The organism is Myxococcus hansupus (assembly GCF_000280925.3).
GTDB classification, from domain to species: Bacteria; Myxococcota; Myxococcia; order Myxococcales; family Myxococcaceae; genus Myxococcus; species Myxococcus hansupus.
The window spans coordinates 2,899,874-2,914,941 of record NZ_CP012109.1; the positions used below are offsets into that span (position 1 = coordinate 2,899,874).

Below are 15,068 nucleotides of genomic sequence, written 5' to 3' on the forward strand. Positions count from 1 at the left end.
AGTACCTGGGGAGCGACGGGAAGGCGTCAGTTCTTCGCGGCCGTCTTCGGCGGCGATGGAAGGTCGGGCATCTCCGGGGGAGCACCTGTGTCTTCTTCCTTCGCGGGGGCGAGTGGCGCGGCCCCTGTCTGGATGCGGCCCTCGAGCAGCGCGATGTCGAGCGAGCCCGGCACGGGCAGATTGACGAAGGTCTGCCAGGTGCCGTCGGGGGCGGTGAACAGGAAGGAGACGGCCAGGGGCGACTCCGGGGGGAGCTTCACCTTCAGGCGTTGCAACGTGCCGGGATAGATGAGCTCGGAGAGGACCACCGTCTCGTCGGGTTGGGCGACGCGGGCGGCGACCTCGGCATAGGACTCGACGGCGAACTGCTTGGGGTCCACCTTGCGCACGAGCATGTACATGGGGCGGCCCTGATTGGTGCCGGGGGGCGCCTTGACGTTGAGCTGAAGCGTCGCGGGGCGGCAGCCGGCGAGCAGCAGCGCGGCCAGGCCAAGGAGAAACACAGGCTTCATCGGGGAACCTCGCGGAAGGGGATCCAGGGCTCGCCCTTGAGCCCGAAGCGGATTTCCATCGACTGCTGGCCGCTCTGCGCGCTGCGCCCCCGCAGGGCCCACTGGCGGTGCTGGTCACCGGCGCGGGTGGAGGACTCCAGCAGGCGGAAGCAACTCCACGACGAGCGGGACTTCTCCAGCGTGGCGTATTGGATGGCCTGCTGCTCGGGCGAGCGCAGCTCCAACATGAGAGAGGACGTCTGCTGGTCCCACCACGTGAGGGGGAAGTCCTGCCAGGCGGGGCTCTGGTTGTAGGCGAGCGCGGCGGTCCTTCCGCACTTGAGCGAGCCCAGGGTGACGAAGGTGCCCGGCGTGGGCGCGGTGGGCAGTGGGAGGGGGAGCACCTGGAGCATCAGGGGCCGGGGACGCCCCTCGCCATCCCAGAGCATGCCGGACAGCCGAGAGAGCCGGCTGAGCGTGGGCAGCAGGGTGGCGGGAAGGGCCAGCTTCTCCCGCAGGGCCCCTCGCAGCACCCACTCCGAGCCGCGTTCCACGCTCACGGGTGACAGCACCCGGTCCACGAAGTCCCAGAAGGCGCCATCCTTGCGGCGCAACACCTCCAGGTCTCCTGGCTCCACCTCCTGGGTCGCATCCGCGTTGAACGGGTAGCGGGAGAGCAGGGGCCACAGCTTTCGCGTCCAGGTGTCCTCCCACTGTCGGTTCAGCGTCTGCTCGATTTCCTTCTGGCCCAGCTCGCGCACCGCGAGGAAGGGTTGGCGGAAAGGCTGTCGCAGCTCGCCGATGAGGCCTTGCTGGTCCAACCACGCGTCGACCTTGCGCAGATAGGAGCCTTCCTCCTCGAGCAGCATCGCCAGGGCCACCCGCCCCAGCGGTGTGAGCAACTCCGTGAGGCGCGCGCCCTGACTGCCATCCGAGGCAGGGAGGCCCGCGGCGGGAGCGGGCGCGGCGGCGCGGGAGACGGCGTTGAGTTCGTCGGAGAGCTGCGCCAGCAGGGCGCGATAGGGATTGAGCGCGGCATAGTTGCCGCTCTCGTCCGGACGCATCACCTGGACGATGGGCTGGAAGGGCGCCACGGCGTTGCGCAGCGACTCGTAGTAGGGGCCCTCGAGTGGTGTGAGCGTCGCGCCCTGCGCCACGTCCCGGAGCATGTCCACCAGGTCCGAAGAGGGCTGCGTGAGGCGGGAGAGCTCCTCGGCGAGCAGCGAGGTGTAGGGCGCGTTGAAGCGGTAGCTCGCCACGCGCTCGAAAAGTCTGTTGCGATAGCCACGGGCGAACTGGTCCACCTTGCGGCGCACGTGCTCTTGCCGCTGCGAGGCCTCCTCCAGGGGGAGCTCGGCGTTCTTCAGCCGCTGGGTGAACTCATCCACCAGGGGCCGGACGCGGGTGTCGAACTCCAGGCGCGCGGCGGCAACGGTGGTGGCCTGCGTGTCCCGGGCCCCCGCCTCGTCGCCCCGGCCGCCAAAGGGCATGCGGCCCGTCTTCGCGTGGTAGCGCAGCAGGGCCTGCAGGAGCTGGCGCGAGCTGTCTCGCGGGCGGAACTCGAAGGTGCCTTGCAGCACCGTCACCGCGTGGGGGCCGTTGCCGGTGCTCTGCAGCCACAGCCCGTCGCGCACGAGCAGCTCGGCGACGGTCATCTTCTGCACGGCCTTGACGCCCAGGTAGGCCTCCTCCTCCGTCCGGAGGATGGCGGTGAGCACCTCGCGGTGGGTGTTCATCCACTCGAGCGTCTTGAGCGTGGAGGTCAGGCCCTTGAAACGGCTGGTGTCGACGCGGGCCTCGGAGGCGTTGAGCAGGTCGAGCACACGCGGCAGGGTGGAGAAGAGGGCGCTTTCATCCAACCAGGCCTGGAGCTGGCGCCGCTCCTCGCGCAGGGCCTCCAGCTCCGCGTCCAGCCGTTCCAGCTTCGCGGGCTCCAGGGATTGGTCGTGCAACAGCTCTTGCAGCCGCTTGAGGTGGGCCTGCCAGCGGGAGAGCTGGCCCTCCAGCGTGAGCTCCTCGCGGAAAGGCCAGGTCGCCCAGCGCGCCTCCGGCGTGGCGGGGGCCTGCCAGGGCTTGTTGCTGATGTGGATGTAGTCCCCCACCAGCGACTCGGCGAGGTGGAGGGAGGTGACCCAGGAGCGTTTCGAGTCGAGCCCATCCGCTGCTGGCGCGGGGCCCGCCTCTGCCCGCTTCGCGAAGCCCCATGAGGGACGGTGGCGCAGGCTGGAGAGGACGAACTGGCCCAGCGCGTCGTCACGCGACGCATGGAGCGCCGCCAGCAGGTACACGGCCTGCTCTGGACGGCAGAGGTCGGGCTGCTTGTGGCAGCGTTCCAGGGCGGGGCGAAGGTGGGCTTCCCGGATGCCGCGGGCCAGTCGCAGTTGCAGCGCCTCGCGGTCTGCCTGGAAGCTGTAGGGCAGCAGGGGCCACCAATTCATGGCCCGCCACATCACGTCCATGGACTGGCCCGCGGCGAGCACCTGGTCCTGAACCACCGAGCCGGAGACCTCCTGGCCCTGGTCCCGCATGCGCTGCACGGTGTCCTCGAAGCGCTGCACGCTGTCGCGGGCCTGGGACAGGCGCCAGGAGAAGTGCGAGTAGGTGGCCACGATGGGCAGGCAGCACGTCATGGCGATCAGCGCGGCCCGCTGGAGGTGGGTTCGCAGGTAGCGCTGGCGCACCGCCTCCGTATCGTGCGCCTCCGTGGAGACGGCGAGCACGCCGTGGGCGCGCGCGGTGGGAGCTTGCGAGGACAGGTACACCCGCGACAGTCGGGGCGCGTGCGCGAGCGTCTTGCCTTCGAGCAGCGCGGTGACGAAGCGCGCCAGGGCCTCGAACGGGCGGTGGCCCTGGGAGTAGAAGCGCTCCAGCCGCTCGAAGGCGTCCACCGGCAGCGAGGTGAGCCCCAAGGCGAGGTACTGCTCCTGCGATTGCAGGAGGGAGGCCAGATGGCCCTCCTCGCCGCGCCGGGGCAGCTCGAAGGAGAGCGGCACCCGGTGCTCCTGCAGCAGGCGCGCGAAGTCCTCGAAGCCCTCCAGCGCGTCCATGTGCGTGAGGCAGACGCGAGTCTCCACGGGGGCGCGGCGGACCTCCGCGAGCAGGTTGAGCTTCCCGCGGAGCAGTTGCGCCGTGCGCCGCACCTCGTCCGGCGGTGTTTCGGCCAGCCACCGTGCGTCCAGCACCAGGACGGCCAGCGCCTGTTGGGGGCCAAAGGCGTCCGTCCACATCCGCCGCAGCGCCTTGCGCGCCTGAGGGGTGTCGTCCTCCAACAGCGGCGCGGACAGCTCCTGCACCACCGTGTCCGGCCCCAGGTAGATCTGGAGCAGCGAGTCCTCGGTGTAGCTGGGGAGGAACTGCCGGGCCTGGCGCTGCCAGTCCACGTCCAACTCGACGAGCTTCGACTTGCCCGCGCCCGCGGGGCCCATCACCAACGCGCCGGGCAGGTCCTTCACGGCGGCGCGGTGCCGCAGGGGCAGTCTCGCGAGGAAGCTCCGGCGGATGTTCCGGAGCCGGTTGCGCGACATCGGCGGTGGTGCGTCCAGCGTGGTGCGTGCCCGCTGCCTCCGTGCGCGCAGCCACAGCACCAACGGAACCGCGACGCCCACCAGGACCAGGGCGATGAGGACCCAGCTCTTGTACTGGGCGGGGATGAGGCTCGTGAGCTTCCGGAGATGCTCCATGACCTAGCGGCCTCTCGGACTGGAAGTGGCGCCGCGCTGGCGGCGGATGCGCGCCGCGCATTGGAGCGCCTCGAGCACGTCCTCCAGCTTGTCCAGGAGCTGCTCCAGCCTGGCTCGCTGCGCCTCCTGCTGCTGGGGCGGAAGCTGCTGGCCTCCTGGCGGGGGATGGAGCGCGCTGAGGCCCTGCCGGACCTGCTCCAGCAGTGGCTCCACGCCTTCGCGAAACGGGCCCAGCTCGGTGTCGATGAGCCGGTCCAGGCCCGTGAACAACGTCACGGCCGGCTCCGCCGCGAAAAGGGTTGGCGCCAGGGGGCGTCCGGTGGGGGAGGGGGCCGCCTTCGCGGCGCCAGGCGCATGGCCGGGATGGGGGGACACGGAGGCTTCCTTCATGGCGGGGCTCATTGGGACAGCCACCACAGCAGCCCCTGCACGCCCACCACGCACAGCCCAGCGGCGGCGTAGTAGCGGACGGGGAACTCGTAGAGCAGGGGCCGGACCTCTCCGGCCTCTTGCGGCAAAGGCGCGGCGGGCACTGGCGTGACGATGCGGTCGGCCAGCCGCTGCTTGTATTCGCGAAGCTTGGCGGTGTGGCCCAGGTAGCGGCCCGTGAAGCCGGCGGTGAGGCAGAAGTGCAGCACCTCGAAGACCAGCGGCGGGGCGCCGGGCTGGTTCAGCAGCCCATCCGCCTGCTCGTAGAACAGGTCGCCGCCGCCCTCTTCCCCCAGGAGGCGGTACTGCAGCAGCGGCCACGCCGCCTGTTCGTCCTCGGCCAGGCGCCGCAGCACCAGCTCATCCACCAGATAGGTGAAGGGCGGCAGGGCGTCCTCCACGTCCTCGGCGCGGTAGTGGGCGCCAAGCCCGGCGCGCAGCTCCTCCACGGTGGTCAGCAGCAGGGACTGCAACTGATGCAGGCCTTCGCGGCCCACGCGGACCTCCGTGCGTCTGTCATCCCCGGCCACCTCGGCCGGCAGCCACGAATCCAGCAGGGCACGCACCTGCCGGTACACCTTGAAGACAATCTGCCAGTGCTCCAGCTTCATCGGTCGGTCTCAACCCAGGTTGATGGAATTGCCGCTGATGTTGACGGTGGAGCCCTCGAGGGTCGCGACCCCCTTGGAGCTGACCTCGAAGTCGCCCGAGGTGGAGACCTTGAGGGTGGCCCCCTCCATCTGGGTTTCCTTGCCACTCAGCTCGAGCTTGGGTGACTTCAGGGTCAGCGGACCGCTCTTCGCCTCCACCTGGACCTGCTTCCCCTCGAGCGCCAGGGCCTCGGTGGCCTTCACCGCCACCTTGCCTTCCGAGGTCAGCGACGCATCACCGGTGGCCTTCTGGGTGAGCTTCTCGCTGGAGGTGAAGGACATGTCCTTCGCGCTCTCCACCTGCAGCGTCTCCTGGCTCTTCCAGACCGAGCCCTTCTTCGACTGGAGGGTGATGTTCTCGGCGTCCACGGTGAGGGCCTTGCACGTGAGGGTGATGCTGTCGGCCTTCTGGACGACGGTGCTCGTGTCGGAGTCGCTCTTCACTTCCAGGGTGAGGGCTGTCCCGTCGAGCGTCAGCGTCTGGCTGACCTTCCCGTCGGGGTCCTCGACCTTCAGGGTGAGGCCCTTCTCCTTGTCCAGCTCGATGGTGCAGATGAGCTTCGCCATGGCCTTGACCGCTCAGGCCCTCCGCCAGAAGAGGAAGACCTGGGCCCCCTCGAACGCGGGCGTGGCGGAGAAGCACAGGCCGTCCTCGCGCAGCGCGGCCTGCCACTCGTCGCTCTCCAAGGTGAGCTGGTACCAGTCGATGTCCGCGTCGAAGGCGTGGGGAAAGGACGGGTAGGCCACGTGCCGGTAGGGGACGCCCTTCAGCGCCTGCCGCCGCACGACGGGCAGGCGCAGGGGACTGGCCAGCTTCACGCCTTCCAGGGCCCGGGGCTTGTCACGTTCGTGGCGCCGCACCAGCAGGTAGAAATCATTGGGCGCGGGCGTGTCCTTGGGGAGGGACGTGAGCTGGAAGCGCCCGTCACGGCATTCGAAGGGGCGGTAGGAGCGCTGGCTCGTCTGTGGCCGGAAGCTGCGGTTGAGCAGCTCCATCCACCGCTCCAGGCCGGGACCGGGCTCCTCGTGGACATAGGCGGGCAGCGTCTCCTCGGGCTCGGACTCCAGGTAGCAACACACCTCGAAGTAGAGCCGGCGGAGGGCTTCGAACAGATGGTACGTGGGCGGGTGGATGCCGTGTCGCATGTCCACGCGCAGGGCCTGGAGCTGACGGACCTCGCACAGGGCGCGGCGGGCGTTGGAAAGCCTGTCACCTCGGACGTAGCTGTCTCGGATGGAGGTGCGAAGCTGGCCCTGCGCCTGCTCCAGCAACCCATCCAGTTGGGCGAACAGCGCGTCGAGGAAGGGATGGGGACCCACGCGGAGCAGGGGGGGAAGCTGCGTCCGGGAGAGGCGCCACGCGCCCAGCTCGTTCTTCGTCAGCCCCGCGAGCGCCAGCGTGCTGATGGCGCCGTCCACCGTGGGCTCCGCGGACAGTTGCAGCACGTGCAGCGCGCGGTGGAGCGCGGGGGGATCCTCGGCATAGAGCGGCAGGCCGTCAGCGCCGCGGGTCTCCTGCAACAGATGCAGATACACGGTGAGCTGCGAGCGGCCCGTCTCCTCCAGGGACAGCGGCGCCACCACGGCGTTGCCGGGCACCTGCACCAGATGCCCACCCGGCATGACCGCGTTCAACGAGGACAGGGAGAAGGTGCCCTCCGTCAGCAACACCGCGTTGAGCTCGAGCGCGCCCACCCCCAGCACGGGCAGGCCCGCGAGCTCCGCGTAGAGCCGGACCTCGGCGGCCAGGGACCCTTCCTGGGCGCGGAAATGATCGGGCAGCAGCGTCTGTCCGATCTGCCAACGCACCCGTGCGAGCTTTTGTAGCTCCATGCCGTACCCAGCGTCTTTGTGAGGGATTGCTCCTCGCGGCCGAAGGCTCGGCTCCGAGAGGAGACCCGGGTTGAAAGATGTTAATGAGAGTACAGATGGCGGGAAAATGCGTCAAGCCGGTCATTGAGCTTGCTTTGCTTGGTAGGGATTGCGCCCCAGAGGGGCGGACCTGCCCGGTTGGGTCCAAATCCGCTCATGGGGTGAGATGGACTGTTGGTTGTTTTTGAGGACCAATGAGTCGAGGCGTGCAGGCGAGGGTGTCAATTTTACTCGTCTTGCTTTCAAGAAGACATTTGCGTTACCAGTGAATGCCAGGTGTGGCCCCTGCCGCATCTGATGAGTGTTTGCCTGGGTGCGTGCATGGCCATTAATGACGAGATTCCGAAATCACGTATCACATTGACATACCGCACCAGCGTCAACGGAGAGCGCGTCAACAAGGCGCTTCCCCTCCGGTTGCTGGTGATGGGCGACTTCTCCAGCGGAACCTCCGCGGACCGGAAGAAGGACCTGGATCAGCGGCAGATCCGCAACCTGGATGGGAAGAACCTGGACCAGGTGATGCGGGACATGTCGATGACGCTTCAGTTCAAGGTTCCCAACCGGATCGACCCGGGGAACGCCGAGGAGCTGGAGGTCGCGCTTCCCGTCGACTCGATGAAGTCCTTCACGCCCGCGGAGCTGGCGAAGAACCTCCCCAAGGTCCGCGCGCTGCTGTTGCTGCGCAAGCTGCTGCTCGAGATGCAGGGCAACCTGGACAACCGCAAGGAGTTCCGCCGGATGGTGCGGGAGCTGGCTCAGAGTCCCGAGGCTGTCGCGGCGCTGCGCAAGGACTTGCAGGACTTCAATGGTCTGGCGATTCCGAAGCCGCAGCTCCCCGCGGGTGAGGCGTCCTCCAACGCGTCCCCTCCGGAAGCGAAGCCGCAATGAGTTGGCGGATGTCCCCTCCGTTCTGAAAGGTTATTCCCCATGTCGAACACGTCGCAGACTGCCACGGCTACCAACGCGGTGGCGGTGGACCAGAATTCCCTGGGTCTCCCGCAGTTCCTCACCAGCGTCCGGCTGAGCACGGACCTCCCGCAGCGCCGGCCCATGGTCGGGGCCAACCTCCAGCAGGTCACCGAGGACGTGAGCGCGGAAGAGCGCTTTCTCTCCGGCCTGGCGGCCATGGTCTACAACATGGACCCGGAGGTGGGCCGCTTCGACAAGCAGACCATCCAGGAGCTGGTCGCCACCATTGACCAGTTGGTGGACGCGCAGCTCAACGAGGTGCTGCACGCCCCCGAGTTCCAGGCGATGGAGTCCAACTGGGCTTCGTTGGCGGACCTGGTCCGGAGCACCAACTTCAAGGCCAACATCGAGCTGAGCCTCCTGGACGTCTCCAAGGACGAGGCCTACGTCGACCTGGAGAGCAACGCGGCCGACATCGCCGGCTCCGAGTTCTTCAAGAAGCTCTATGTGGCCGAGTATGACCAGTTCGGCGGCTCGCCCTATGGGGCCGTGGTGGGGCTGTACGAGTTCGCCAACACGCCCCAGGACATGCTCTGGCTGAAGGCGATGGGGAAGGTCTGCACGGCCAGCCACGCCCCCTTCGTCTCCGCCGTGTCGCCATCCTTCTTCGGCTGCACCAGCATGCGTGAGGTGGCGCAGCTTCGTGACCTGCACAGCCTGCTGGACGCGCCCAAGTACTCCGCCTGGAACGCGCTGCGTGACACCGAGGAGGCCGCCTACATCGGCCTGACGCTGCCCCGCTACATCGTGCGGCAGCCGTACAACAACGAGACGAACCCCGCCCAGGGCATCAACTTCACCGAGAAGGTCCGCGGGGACGATGAGGCCGAGTACCTCTGGGGCAATTCGGCCGTGCTCTTCGCCCGCAACCTGGTGCGCTCCTTCGAGACCTCCGGCTGGTGTCAGCACATCCGGGGGCCCAAGGGCGGTGGCCTCATCACCGGGCTTCCCGCGCACATCATCAACGTGCGTGGCGAGGAGGAGCTGAAGTTGCCGGTGGAGATCTCCATCCCCGACTTCCGCGAGTACGAGCTGGCGCGCGGCGGGTTCATGCCGCTCATCCACAAGAAGGGCACCGCGGAGGCCGTCTTCTTCAGCGCCCAGTCCCTCAAGAAGGCCCACACCTTCAAGGACCCGAAGGACTCGGAGAACTCGCAGCTCGTCACCAACCTCGCCTACACCTTCTCCATCAGCCGCATCGCGCACTACGTGAAGTCCATCATGCGCGACAACATCGGGAGCACGGCGGGGGCGCAGTACATCCAGGCCCAGCTCGAGCAGTGGATTTCCGGCTACGTGACGGCCCTGGTCAACCCGGACGACCTGACGCTCCGCTACTACCCGTTCAAGGCCTACAGCCTGACCGTCACCGAGGTGCCGGGCAAGGTGGGCTGGTACCACTGCAACCTCTCCATCCTGCCGCACATCCAGTTCGAGGGCATGGACGTGGACCTGCGCGTGGATGCGCGGCTGGGCTGATGACAGACGGAATCAAGCCCTGCTGAGGGGCATGCACTCAAAGGAAACGACCCATGTACAACCACAAGAACATGAACTGGCCGCAGGCGCTGCTTCCCAAGATGGGGGACCCCACGAAGATGGGCTACCTCATGAAGTTCTCGGGACTGGGCCTGGAAGGTGGATTCAAGCCCATCACCGCGTTCACGCCGTTCACGCAGGAGCCGACCAGCGGCCCCGCGAAGGAGGGCATTGGCGACATGTCCTCGGACCCGGGCGTGAAGAAGATCGACTGTCTGGGCGTCATCGCGGACTTCGAATGGGGGGGCGGCGCGGGCGACCCCATCAAGCTGACCGTCTACACCAACTCCTCCAACGTGACGCAGATGGAGGACAAGAAGACCAAGGGCACCTTGAAGCCCGAGGTGGAGACGCTCGCCTGGTGGATCATCGACTACACCAATGCCGCCGGCTGGTACGAGGTCTCCTATCCGAAGGAACCCGAGCTGGTGAAGGGGAAGATCCTCACCACGGATGGCAACATCGCCCTCAAGACCTTCGCGGAAAAGATCGAGCTGGAGGGGCGGGGTGAGACGACCTTGATCCGTGGCTTCTCCATCACGGTGATTCCGACGATGCTCGAGCTCAACGCGATGCACTATGCCAACGAGCCCAACCACAAGGGCGCCGCGGGCTGGGGCGTCAAGCTGAGCGCGGACTGACGCGCATCAGGCGTTCCTGGCCCGGGGCGCCTCCCCGGGCTCAGGGGCGGCGTCATCACTGCACGCCACCCCCGCCGCATCTACTGCTCGGTTCCCCACTGCTTCACCTGCCGCACCCGGGGGCCACTGGCGAACTCCAGCAGGGTCTTCTTCTTGTTGGCGGGGACCACGGTGAGCTGCATGCCGAAGAAGTCGACGCCAGGGTTCTGGGTGAGCGCGGCGGACGGTTGCTCATCCTGGGGAACGGGCTGGCTGTCGACGGAGATTTGAAGCCGGCCGTCCGTGCTGTCCAGGCTGGTCTCCGCCACCGTGGGGTCCTTGAGATGGGCCGCCTCGAACCAGGTGTTGTCGTTGGCGTCGAAGTCGATGATGGACCAGGCCAGCCGTACGCGGGGCTTGGACAAAGGTTGGGCCGGGTCGAGCTTGGCACGGAGGTTGGACGCCGTGGACTTGCTGACATAGGCCTGGATGCGAATGGGGTCCGTCTTTCCACCTTCGTAGCTGAGGTGGCCGATGAGCCCGACACATTTGATTCGAGGGCCACACACCACCCGCCGGCCGTCCGTGACAATCGGTGTCCAGAGCTCCATGTCCTTGCCCAGGTTGAGCCCGCAGCCATTCCATTGGAGCAGGTAGCCCAGCATCCCCTTGACGCCTGGCTTGAAGTTCAGCGCGGAGCGCCAATCACATTCGAATTCGAGCAGGTTGTGGTTTCGCGTGTCGCGGTTCATGAGAGACATATCCTGGCATAAATGTGCTTCTGGCGATAGCGCGTGTGCTCATGACAGGAATTGAGTTCGCAGTGGAGACACCATGAGAGAGCTGAACCTGTGCTTGCGCCCGTTCGACACGGACAGCGAGCGACTCGAAGCACATGATCCGCGCTTCCAGCACATCGCGGACCTGGTCCAGAAAGGCGAGTACACCCAGGCCGCTGACGCCGTGGAGAGTCTCCTGGCGGAGGGCGTCCACGAGGTCCGGCTGCTGAGCTACTTCCTCTATGCGGTGTTCCATGAGGAGGGGCTGGGCCGGATGCCCGCCATCCTGGAGACGCTCACGACGCTCATCCAGCGCGTGACGGCGGCGCTGGCTCCCGGAGACAAGCAGGGCGTCTTCCTGAACAAGGCCGTCACGTGGCTGGGCCAGACGCTGTTGGACGTGCTCCGGTATCACCAGTCCAAGCGAGACGCTCGGTGGGGGGACTGGCTGCGGTCACTCACCAGCGCCCAGGCCTCGGACGCGGTGCAGCGGGCGCAGGAGGCCGTGGCACTGCTGTCCGGGCCCCGCAACCGCACCGGCGCCGAGGCGCTCTCCCGGCTGGTTCAGTGGCTGCGGGACTTCAAGACGCAGCTCGAGGCGAATCAACCCGAGGAGGCGCCCGCTCCAGCGCCAACGCAAGAGCCCGCCGCCAAGGCGCCCCCGCCAGAGGCCGCGCCAGCGCCGCCTTCGGCCTTCATCCAACTGGGACAAATGCTGCAACTCCGAGGTTCGGCGCACCTCGTGGAGCTGTGCAACAAGCTCAAGGCCTTCGAGCTGCTCATCGCGCGCGAGGACTTTCAGAAGGCGGCCATGGTGAGCGACGACATCCTGGGCACGCTGGAGGCATTCGATCCCCGGCGCTACTTCCCCGACCTCTTCGCCACCTTCGGTGCGCTGCTCAACAAGCACGTGCAGCAGATCCACGGTCACTGGGAGAACAAGGATTCGATGGAGTGGAAGGCGCTCGCCCAGTTCTACCAGGTGGACTTGGAGCGGTTCGTCCGGAAGGACTGAGCGCGGACCATGGCCACCTCCACGTTGGAGCTCACGCCCATCGAGGCGCGAATCGCCGCTCGCGCACGGGATTTCGAGCTGGGGCCGCTGTTGCGGCTGCTCGAGGCGGAAGGGTACGCCGCCGAGCAAATCCTCTTCGAAAGCCCCGCCGAGCCCGTCTCGTCCGCGGCGCTGGTCGAGGCGGTGACGTTCCATGCCGTTCCCTACCGGCGGGTCGTGGTGACGCTCAACCTGGGCTTGCTGGGCGCCAACGCGTTGCTTCCAAGCTACTTCCTGGAGGTCGCCGAGCAGCTCCCAGAACCCGAGGTCTTCTTCGATTTCATCCGCTTCTTCGACCACCGGCTCATCGAGGCGTTCGTCCGGGCCGTCCATCCGGAGCGAGACCGCGCGCTGATGGGCGACTGGGAGCGCACCAAGGGCTTCTACTTCCGGATGTTGGGCGTGGGTTCGGTGACGACCCTCCAATCACTCTTTCAACTCCACTTCCCTGAGCTGCGGGTGTGGAGTCACCGGAAGGCGTTCCGGAGCGCGAGCCACGGCCATGACCTGCGCTCCGGCACGTCCCCGTTGGATGGCTCCGGGGTGCTGGGGTTCCTCTACGAATCCGACGTCCCTGGCTTCTTGGTGGAACTCCATGCCGACGAGGAGACGGATGCGCGGGTCAGGGGTGGCCGGCCGTCGTCCATCATCGGCTGTGTGAGGTCCTGCTGCCGCTGCTGGCGCCCTTCCGGCTGCGGCTGGAGGTGGGGCTGTCGGTGATGTCCCACGGGCTCTCGGCGCGGCTCACCGCGGCGGGCTGTCTGGGATATGAGCGCCTCGACGACGGCGCGGAGAAGGGGCACCGCATGGTCGTCTTCCAGGGAGACACCGCGGACGCCGTGCGACCTCCCGAGGAAGGGCTCGCGAGCATGGGCATGGCCCTGGGCGTGCCAGCACCGCTGCGGAAGGTGGGCTGAGCCATGGCCTTCCTGCATCGCAAGTTCCTGGGCATCCAGGAGTCGCTACTCGAGGACGTGCTGCGCAACGTGCGCTATCTGCTGCGCGCCAAGCGGGGCGCGGCATCCTGTCTGCCGGGATTCGGGTTGACCGAGACAGGGTTCCGCACGGCCGAGGAGATGCTCACGCTCATGGCGCAGGAGATTCGAGAGAACCTCCAGTTGTACGAGCCGCGCGTCGAGGTCACCGAAATCGAGGAGGGGGCGGAGGGCGACAGTGGCCGTCCCTGCCTCGTGGTGCATTGCAGGCTCCGGGCATCGCGCGAGCCGCTCTCCATCACGCTCGACCCGCAGAGCCGCGCCATCTCGCTGGGGGCCCAGGCCACGCCGGAGGACGCATGAAGCGCTTCCTGGACACGCTGAAGGTCGAGCTTCGGCTGAAGCTCGGCGAGAAGGAGTTTCGCGTCCCTGCTGGGAACATCAAGCGCTTCTCCGTGGAGCTCCACGGTCATGGCTTCTCCGCGACGGTGGAGTGGTGGTCCGTCTCCCAGCAGGAAGCGGTGGAGGACTCGCTCTTCGAGGACTTCATCAAGAAGGACCTGACGGAGGCGACGCTGGTGCTGGACCGCACCTATGACACCGAGGGTGGAAATGCCCTGCCGCTGGAGCTGAAGGGGCTGGTGGAGGAGCGCTGGGTTCACGAGCGTGCCTTCGACGAACTCCAAGGCGCGCCCGTGTTGCAGCGGCGCTACCGCATCCGGATGGCGGACCCAGCGGCGGTGCTGTGGCGGCAACACTTCCCCACGGGGGTCTGGGTGGACCAGAGCCTCCAGGAAGTGATCGAGGCCCATGCGCCCGCGGGGGTGACGCTTGCCTTCGCGTGGGAGGAGGCGAAGCGCAAGCTGCCCTTGCAGACGCTGGGGCTGGGGGCGGACGGCAATGCGGCCAGCTTCCATGACTACCTGCACTGGCTGCTGGCGCGGGAGAACGCCGGACTCTTCTGTACGCCCGCCACCGGCGAATACGCGCTGCGCGACACCAAGCCTGAAGGTGGCGAGGCCGTGGCGCTGCCCCTGGACGACGTGGAGGAACTGGAAGTGCGGTTCCCGGAGCCGCGGCGGGACCAGGTGTCGGTGCTCAACAGCTATGTGGAGGCGGGCACGCGCACGAAGGCGTTGCAGAACAGCCACGAGGTGAAGGGGGTGCGGAGCGAATACCTCCTCACCTCGCCGTTGGAAAACACGCTCACCCAGCGCGCCACCCTGGAGGAGCAGCGGCAGCGCGCATCCGAACCGGAGCTGCGCGTCCACTTTCGTCGCTACCCCAGCGTCACGCTTGCGCCCAATGGGCTCTACGGCTTCGGCGCGGAATGGAGCGCGAAGCTCTACCCGCAGGGCAAGCAGTACCGGCTCTACCGACTGGACATCGAGGCGCGGGCCCGGTCGCTGGACCCGGCCGACTGCGTGGGGGACAAGGACAACCGCTACGTCCTGACGATGACCGCGGCGCTGGAGCTGGAGTCGGATCCCACCTTCCGCCGGCCCGCCTTCACGCGTCCCCTCTGGCCCTTCCATGTGGAGGGGACGGTGGTGAGCGAGGTGGGGCAGGACGACGAGCGGACCTATCAGGCGAAGCAGGATGAGGAGACGTCGCTGGAGTCGTACCGGGTGAAGCTGCCCTTGTGGGACTTGGAGGTGCTGGCGCCCTACGATCCCCACCAGCAGCCCGGCCACTTCTACTTCCCGGCGGACAAGGGGACGCGGGTGTTGGTCGCCTTGGAGTTCCAGAGCGCCGTGGTGGCGAGGTTCCTGGCCTGGCGCCCCGGGGCGAAGCTCCCCAAGGAGTCGCAGGGCAACCACCTGCTCTTGGGCAAGAAGCCCGAGAGCGAGACGTCCATCCAGCACGTCTACCAGGACGCCAAGCCCCTGCTGCGCATCCAGCGCACCTCGGAGAAGGACACGCAGCTCATCGAGGTCGCCGAGGGCCGGATGCTGCTTCGCGTCCAGGAGTCCAAGTGAGGTGCGGCGGGCGGAGTGAAGTGGGCATGCGGACCCAGCGGGACTGAGCCGCGCTGGAGGCACGGAGA

15 protein-coding genes are annotated in these 15,068 nt (G+C 67.3%); 8 read left to right on the forward strand and 7 right to left on the reverse strand.

All coding sequences use genetic code 11. The features are described from left to right. Nucleotides 1-26 precede the first annotated feature (26 nt). The 6 genes from A176_RS11525 to tssK are packed head-to-tail and all read right to left on the reverse strand — an operon-like array spanning nt 27 to nt 7,083. Nucleotides 27-512 (reverse strand): hypothetical protein, encoded by a 486-nt coding sequence (locus A176_RS11525; protein ID WP_044889058.1) that lies wholly within the window; start codon nt 510-512, stop codon nt 27-29. After that, nucleotides 509-4,171 (reverse strand): type VI secretion IcmF C-terminal domain-containing protein, encoded by a 3,663-nt coding sequence (locus A176_RS11530; RefSeq protein ID WP_002639496.1) that lies wholly within the window; start codon nt 4,169-4,171, stop codon nt 509-511. Before A176_RS11530 ends, A176_RS11525 begins: the two co-directional genes overlap by 4 nt. Nucleotides 4,172-4,174: 3 nt before the next feature. After that, nucleotides 4,175-4,561 (reverse strand): hypothetical protein, encoded by a 387-nt coding sequence (locus tag A176_RS11535; RefSeq protein ID WP_002639495.1) that lies wholly within the window; start codon nt 4,559-4,561, stop codon nt 4,175-4,177. A gap of 8 nt (nt 4,562-4,569) precedes the next feature. After that, nucleotides 4,570-5,211 carry a DotU family type IV/VI secretion system protein gene (locus A176_RS11540; RefSeq protein WP_002639494.1) on the reverse strand — a complete coding sequence of 214 codons (642 nt, stop codon included), beginning with the start codon at nt 5,209-5,211 and terminating at the stop codon, nt 4,570-4,572. Nucleotides 5,212-5,220: 9 nt separating this feature from the next. After that, nucleotides 5,221-5,817 carry a hypothetical protein gene (locus A176_RS11545; protein ID WP_002639493.1) on the reverse strand — a complete coding sequence of 199 codons (597 nt, stop codon included), beginning with the start codon at nt 5,815-5,817 and terminating at the stop codon, nt 5,221-5,223. Between the two features lie 12 nt (nt 5,818-5,829). Then, nucleotides 5,830-7,083, reverse strand: a complete 1,254-nt coding sequence (gene tssK, locus A176_RS11550; RefSeq protein WP_044889059.1) for a type VI secretion system baseplate subunit TssK — start codon at nt 7,081-7,083, stop codon at nt 5,830-5,832. A gap of 360 nt (nt 7,084-7,443) precedes the next feature. Between tssK and tssB the strand changes: the two genes are divergently transcribed. Genes tssB through A176_RS11565 form a run of 3 tightly spaced genes read left to right on the forward strand, consistent with a single transcriptional unit; the run spans nt 7,444 to nt 10,274 of the window. After that, complete coding sequence (tssB, locus tag A176_RS11555; protein WP_002639491.1) at nt 7,444-8,013, forward strand: type VI secretion system contractile sheath small subunit; 570 nt, start codon at nt 7,444-7,446, stop codon at nt 8,011-8,013. A 39-nt stretch (nt 8,014-8,052) separates the two neighbouring features. Then, a complete protein-coding gene (gene tssC, locus A176_RS11560; protein ID WP_002639490.1) occupies nt 8,053-9,573 on the forward strand; it encodes a type VI secretion system contractile sheath large subunit in 1,521 nt (506 codons plus the stop codon). Nucleotides 9,574-9,626: 53 nt separating this feature from the next. Next, nucleotides 9,627-10,274: a hypothetical protein gene (locus A176_RS11565; RefSeq protein ID WP_002639489.1), complete on the forward strand. Its 648-nt coding sequence runs from the start codon at nt 9,627-9,629 to the stop codon at nt 10,272-10,274. 80 nt (nt 10,275-10,354) lie between these two features. Here the strand turns inward: A176_RS11565 and A176_RS11570 are convergent, their stop codons facing one another. After that, complete coding sequence (locus A176_RS11570; protein ID WP_002639488.1) at nt 10,355-11,005, reverse strand: hypothetical protein; 651 nt, start codon at nt 11,003-11,005, stop codon at nt 10,355-10,357. A gap of 82 nt (nt 11,006-11,087) precedes the next feature. On the opposite strand from A176_RS11570, the gene A176_RS11575 reads away from it, so the two are divergent. The 5 genes from A176_RS11575 to A176_RS11595 are packed head-to-tail and all read left to right on the forward strand — an operon-like array spanning nt 11,088 to nt 15,000. After that, a complete protein-coding gene (locus A176_RS11575; RefSeq protein ID WP_002639487.1) occupies nt 11,088-12,047 on the forward strand; it encodes a type VI secretion system protein IglI family protein in 960 nt (319 codons plus the stop codon). A gap of 9 nt (nt 12,048-12,056) precedes the next feature. Further along, complete coding sequence (locus tag A176_RS11580) at nt 12,057-12,806, forward strand: type VI secretion system baseplate subunit TssG (RefSeq protein ID WP_049872275.1); 750 nt, start codon at nt 12,057-12,059, stop codon at nt 12,804-12,806. Next, on the forward strand, nt 12,806-13,003 hold the full coding sequence (locus A176_RS11585) for a hypothetical protein (RefSeq protein WP_049872276.1): 198 nt from the start codon (nt 12,806-12,808) through the stop codon (nt 13,001-13,003). The genes A176_RS11580 and A176_RS11585 overlap by 1 nt, the downstream gene beginning before the upstream one ends. A gap of 3 nt (nt 13,004-13,006) precedes the next feature. Continuing rightward, nucleotides 13,007-13,384: a GPW/gp25 family protein gene (locus tag A176_RS11590; protein WP_002639485.1), complete on the forward strand. Its 378-nt coding sequence runs from the start codon at nt 13,007-13,009 to the stop codon at nt 13,382-13,384. Beyond that, the gene (locus A176_RS11595) at nt 13,381-15,000 is read left to right on the forward strand and encodes a hypothetical protein (RefSeq protein ID WP_002639484.1); all 1,620 of its coding nucleotides are present in this window, start codon (nt 13,381-13,383) and stop codon (nt 14,998-15,000) included. The genes A176_RS11590 and A176_RS11595 overlap by 4 nt, the downstream gene beginning before the upstream one ends. The last annotated feature ends 68 nt before the right edge of the window (nt 15,001-15,068 follow it).

Coding starts and splice junctions, on each gene's coding strand:
- A176_RS11525 (WP_044889058.1), bottom strand. CDS start 512: ATGAAGCCTGTGTTTCTCCTTGGCCTGGCCGCGCTGCTGCTCGCCGGC.
- A176_RS11530 (WP_002639496.1), bottom strand. CDS start 4,171: ATGGAGCATCTCCGGAAGCTCACGAGCCTCATCCCCGCCCAGTACAAG.
- A176_RS11535 (WP_002639495.1), bottom strand. CDS start 4,561: ATGAAGGAAGCCTCCGTGTCCCCCCATCCCGGCCATGCGCCTGGCGCC.
- A176_RS11540 (WP_002639494.1), bottom strand. CDS start 5,211: ATGAAGCTGGAGCACTGGCAGATTGTCTTCAAGGTGTACCGGCAGGTG.
- A176_RS11545 (WP_002639493.1), bottom strand. CDS start 5,817: ATGGCGAAGCTCATCTGCACCATCGAGCTGGACAAGGAGAAGGGCCTC.
- tssK (WP_044889059.1), bottom strand. CDS start 7,083: ATGGAGCTACAAAAGCTCGCACGGGTGCGTTGGCAGATCGGACAGACG.
- tssB (WP_002639491.1), top strand. CDS start 7,444: ATGGCCATTAATGACGAGATTCCGAAATCACGTATCACATTGACATAC.
- tssC (WP_002639490.1), top strand. CDS start 8,053: ATGTCGAACACGTCGCAGACTGCCACGGCTACCAACGCGGTGGCGGTG.
- A176_RS11565 (WP_002639489.1), top strand. CDS start 9,627: ATGTACAACCACAAGAACATGAACTGGCCGCAGGCGCTGCTTCCCAAG.
- A176_RS11570 (WP_002639488.1), bottom strand. CDS start 11,005: ATGAACCGCGACACGCGAAACCACAACCTGCTCGAATTCGAATGTGAT.
- A176_RS11575 (WP_002639487.1), top strand. CDS start 11,088: ATGAGAGAGCTGAACCTGTGCTTGCGCCCGTTCGACACGGACAGCGAG.
- A176_RS11580 (WP_049872275.1), top strand. CDS start 12,057: ATGGCCACCTCCACGTTGGAGCTCACGCCCATCGAGGCGCGAATCGCC.
- A176_RS11585 (WP_049872276.1), top strand. CDS start 12,806: ATGTCCCACGGGCTCTCGGCGCGGCTCACCGCGGCGGGCTGTCTGGGA.
- A176_RS11590 (WP_002639485.1), top strand. CDS start 13,007: ATGGCCTTCCTGCATCGCAAGTTCCTGGGCATCCAGGAGTCGCTACTC.
- A176_RS11595 (WP_002639484.1), top strand. CDS start 13,381: ATGAAGCGCTTCCTGGACACGCTGAAGGTCGAGCTTCGGCTGAAGCTC.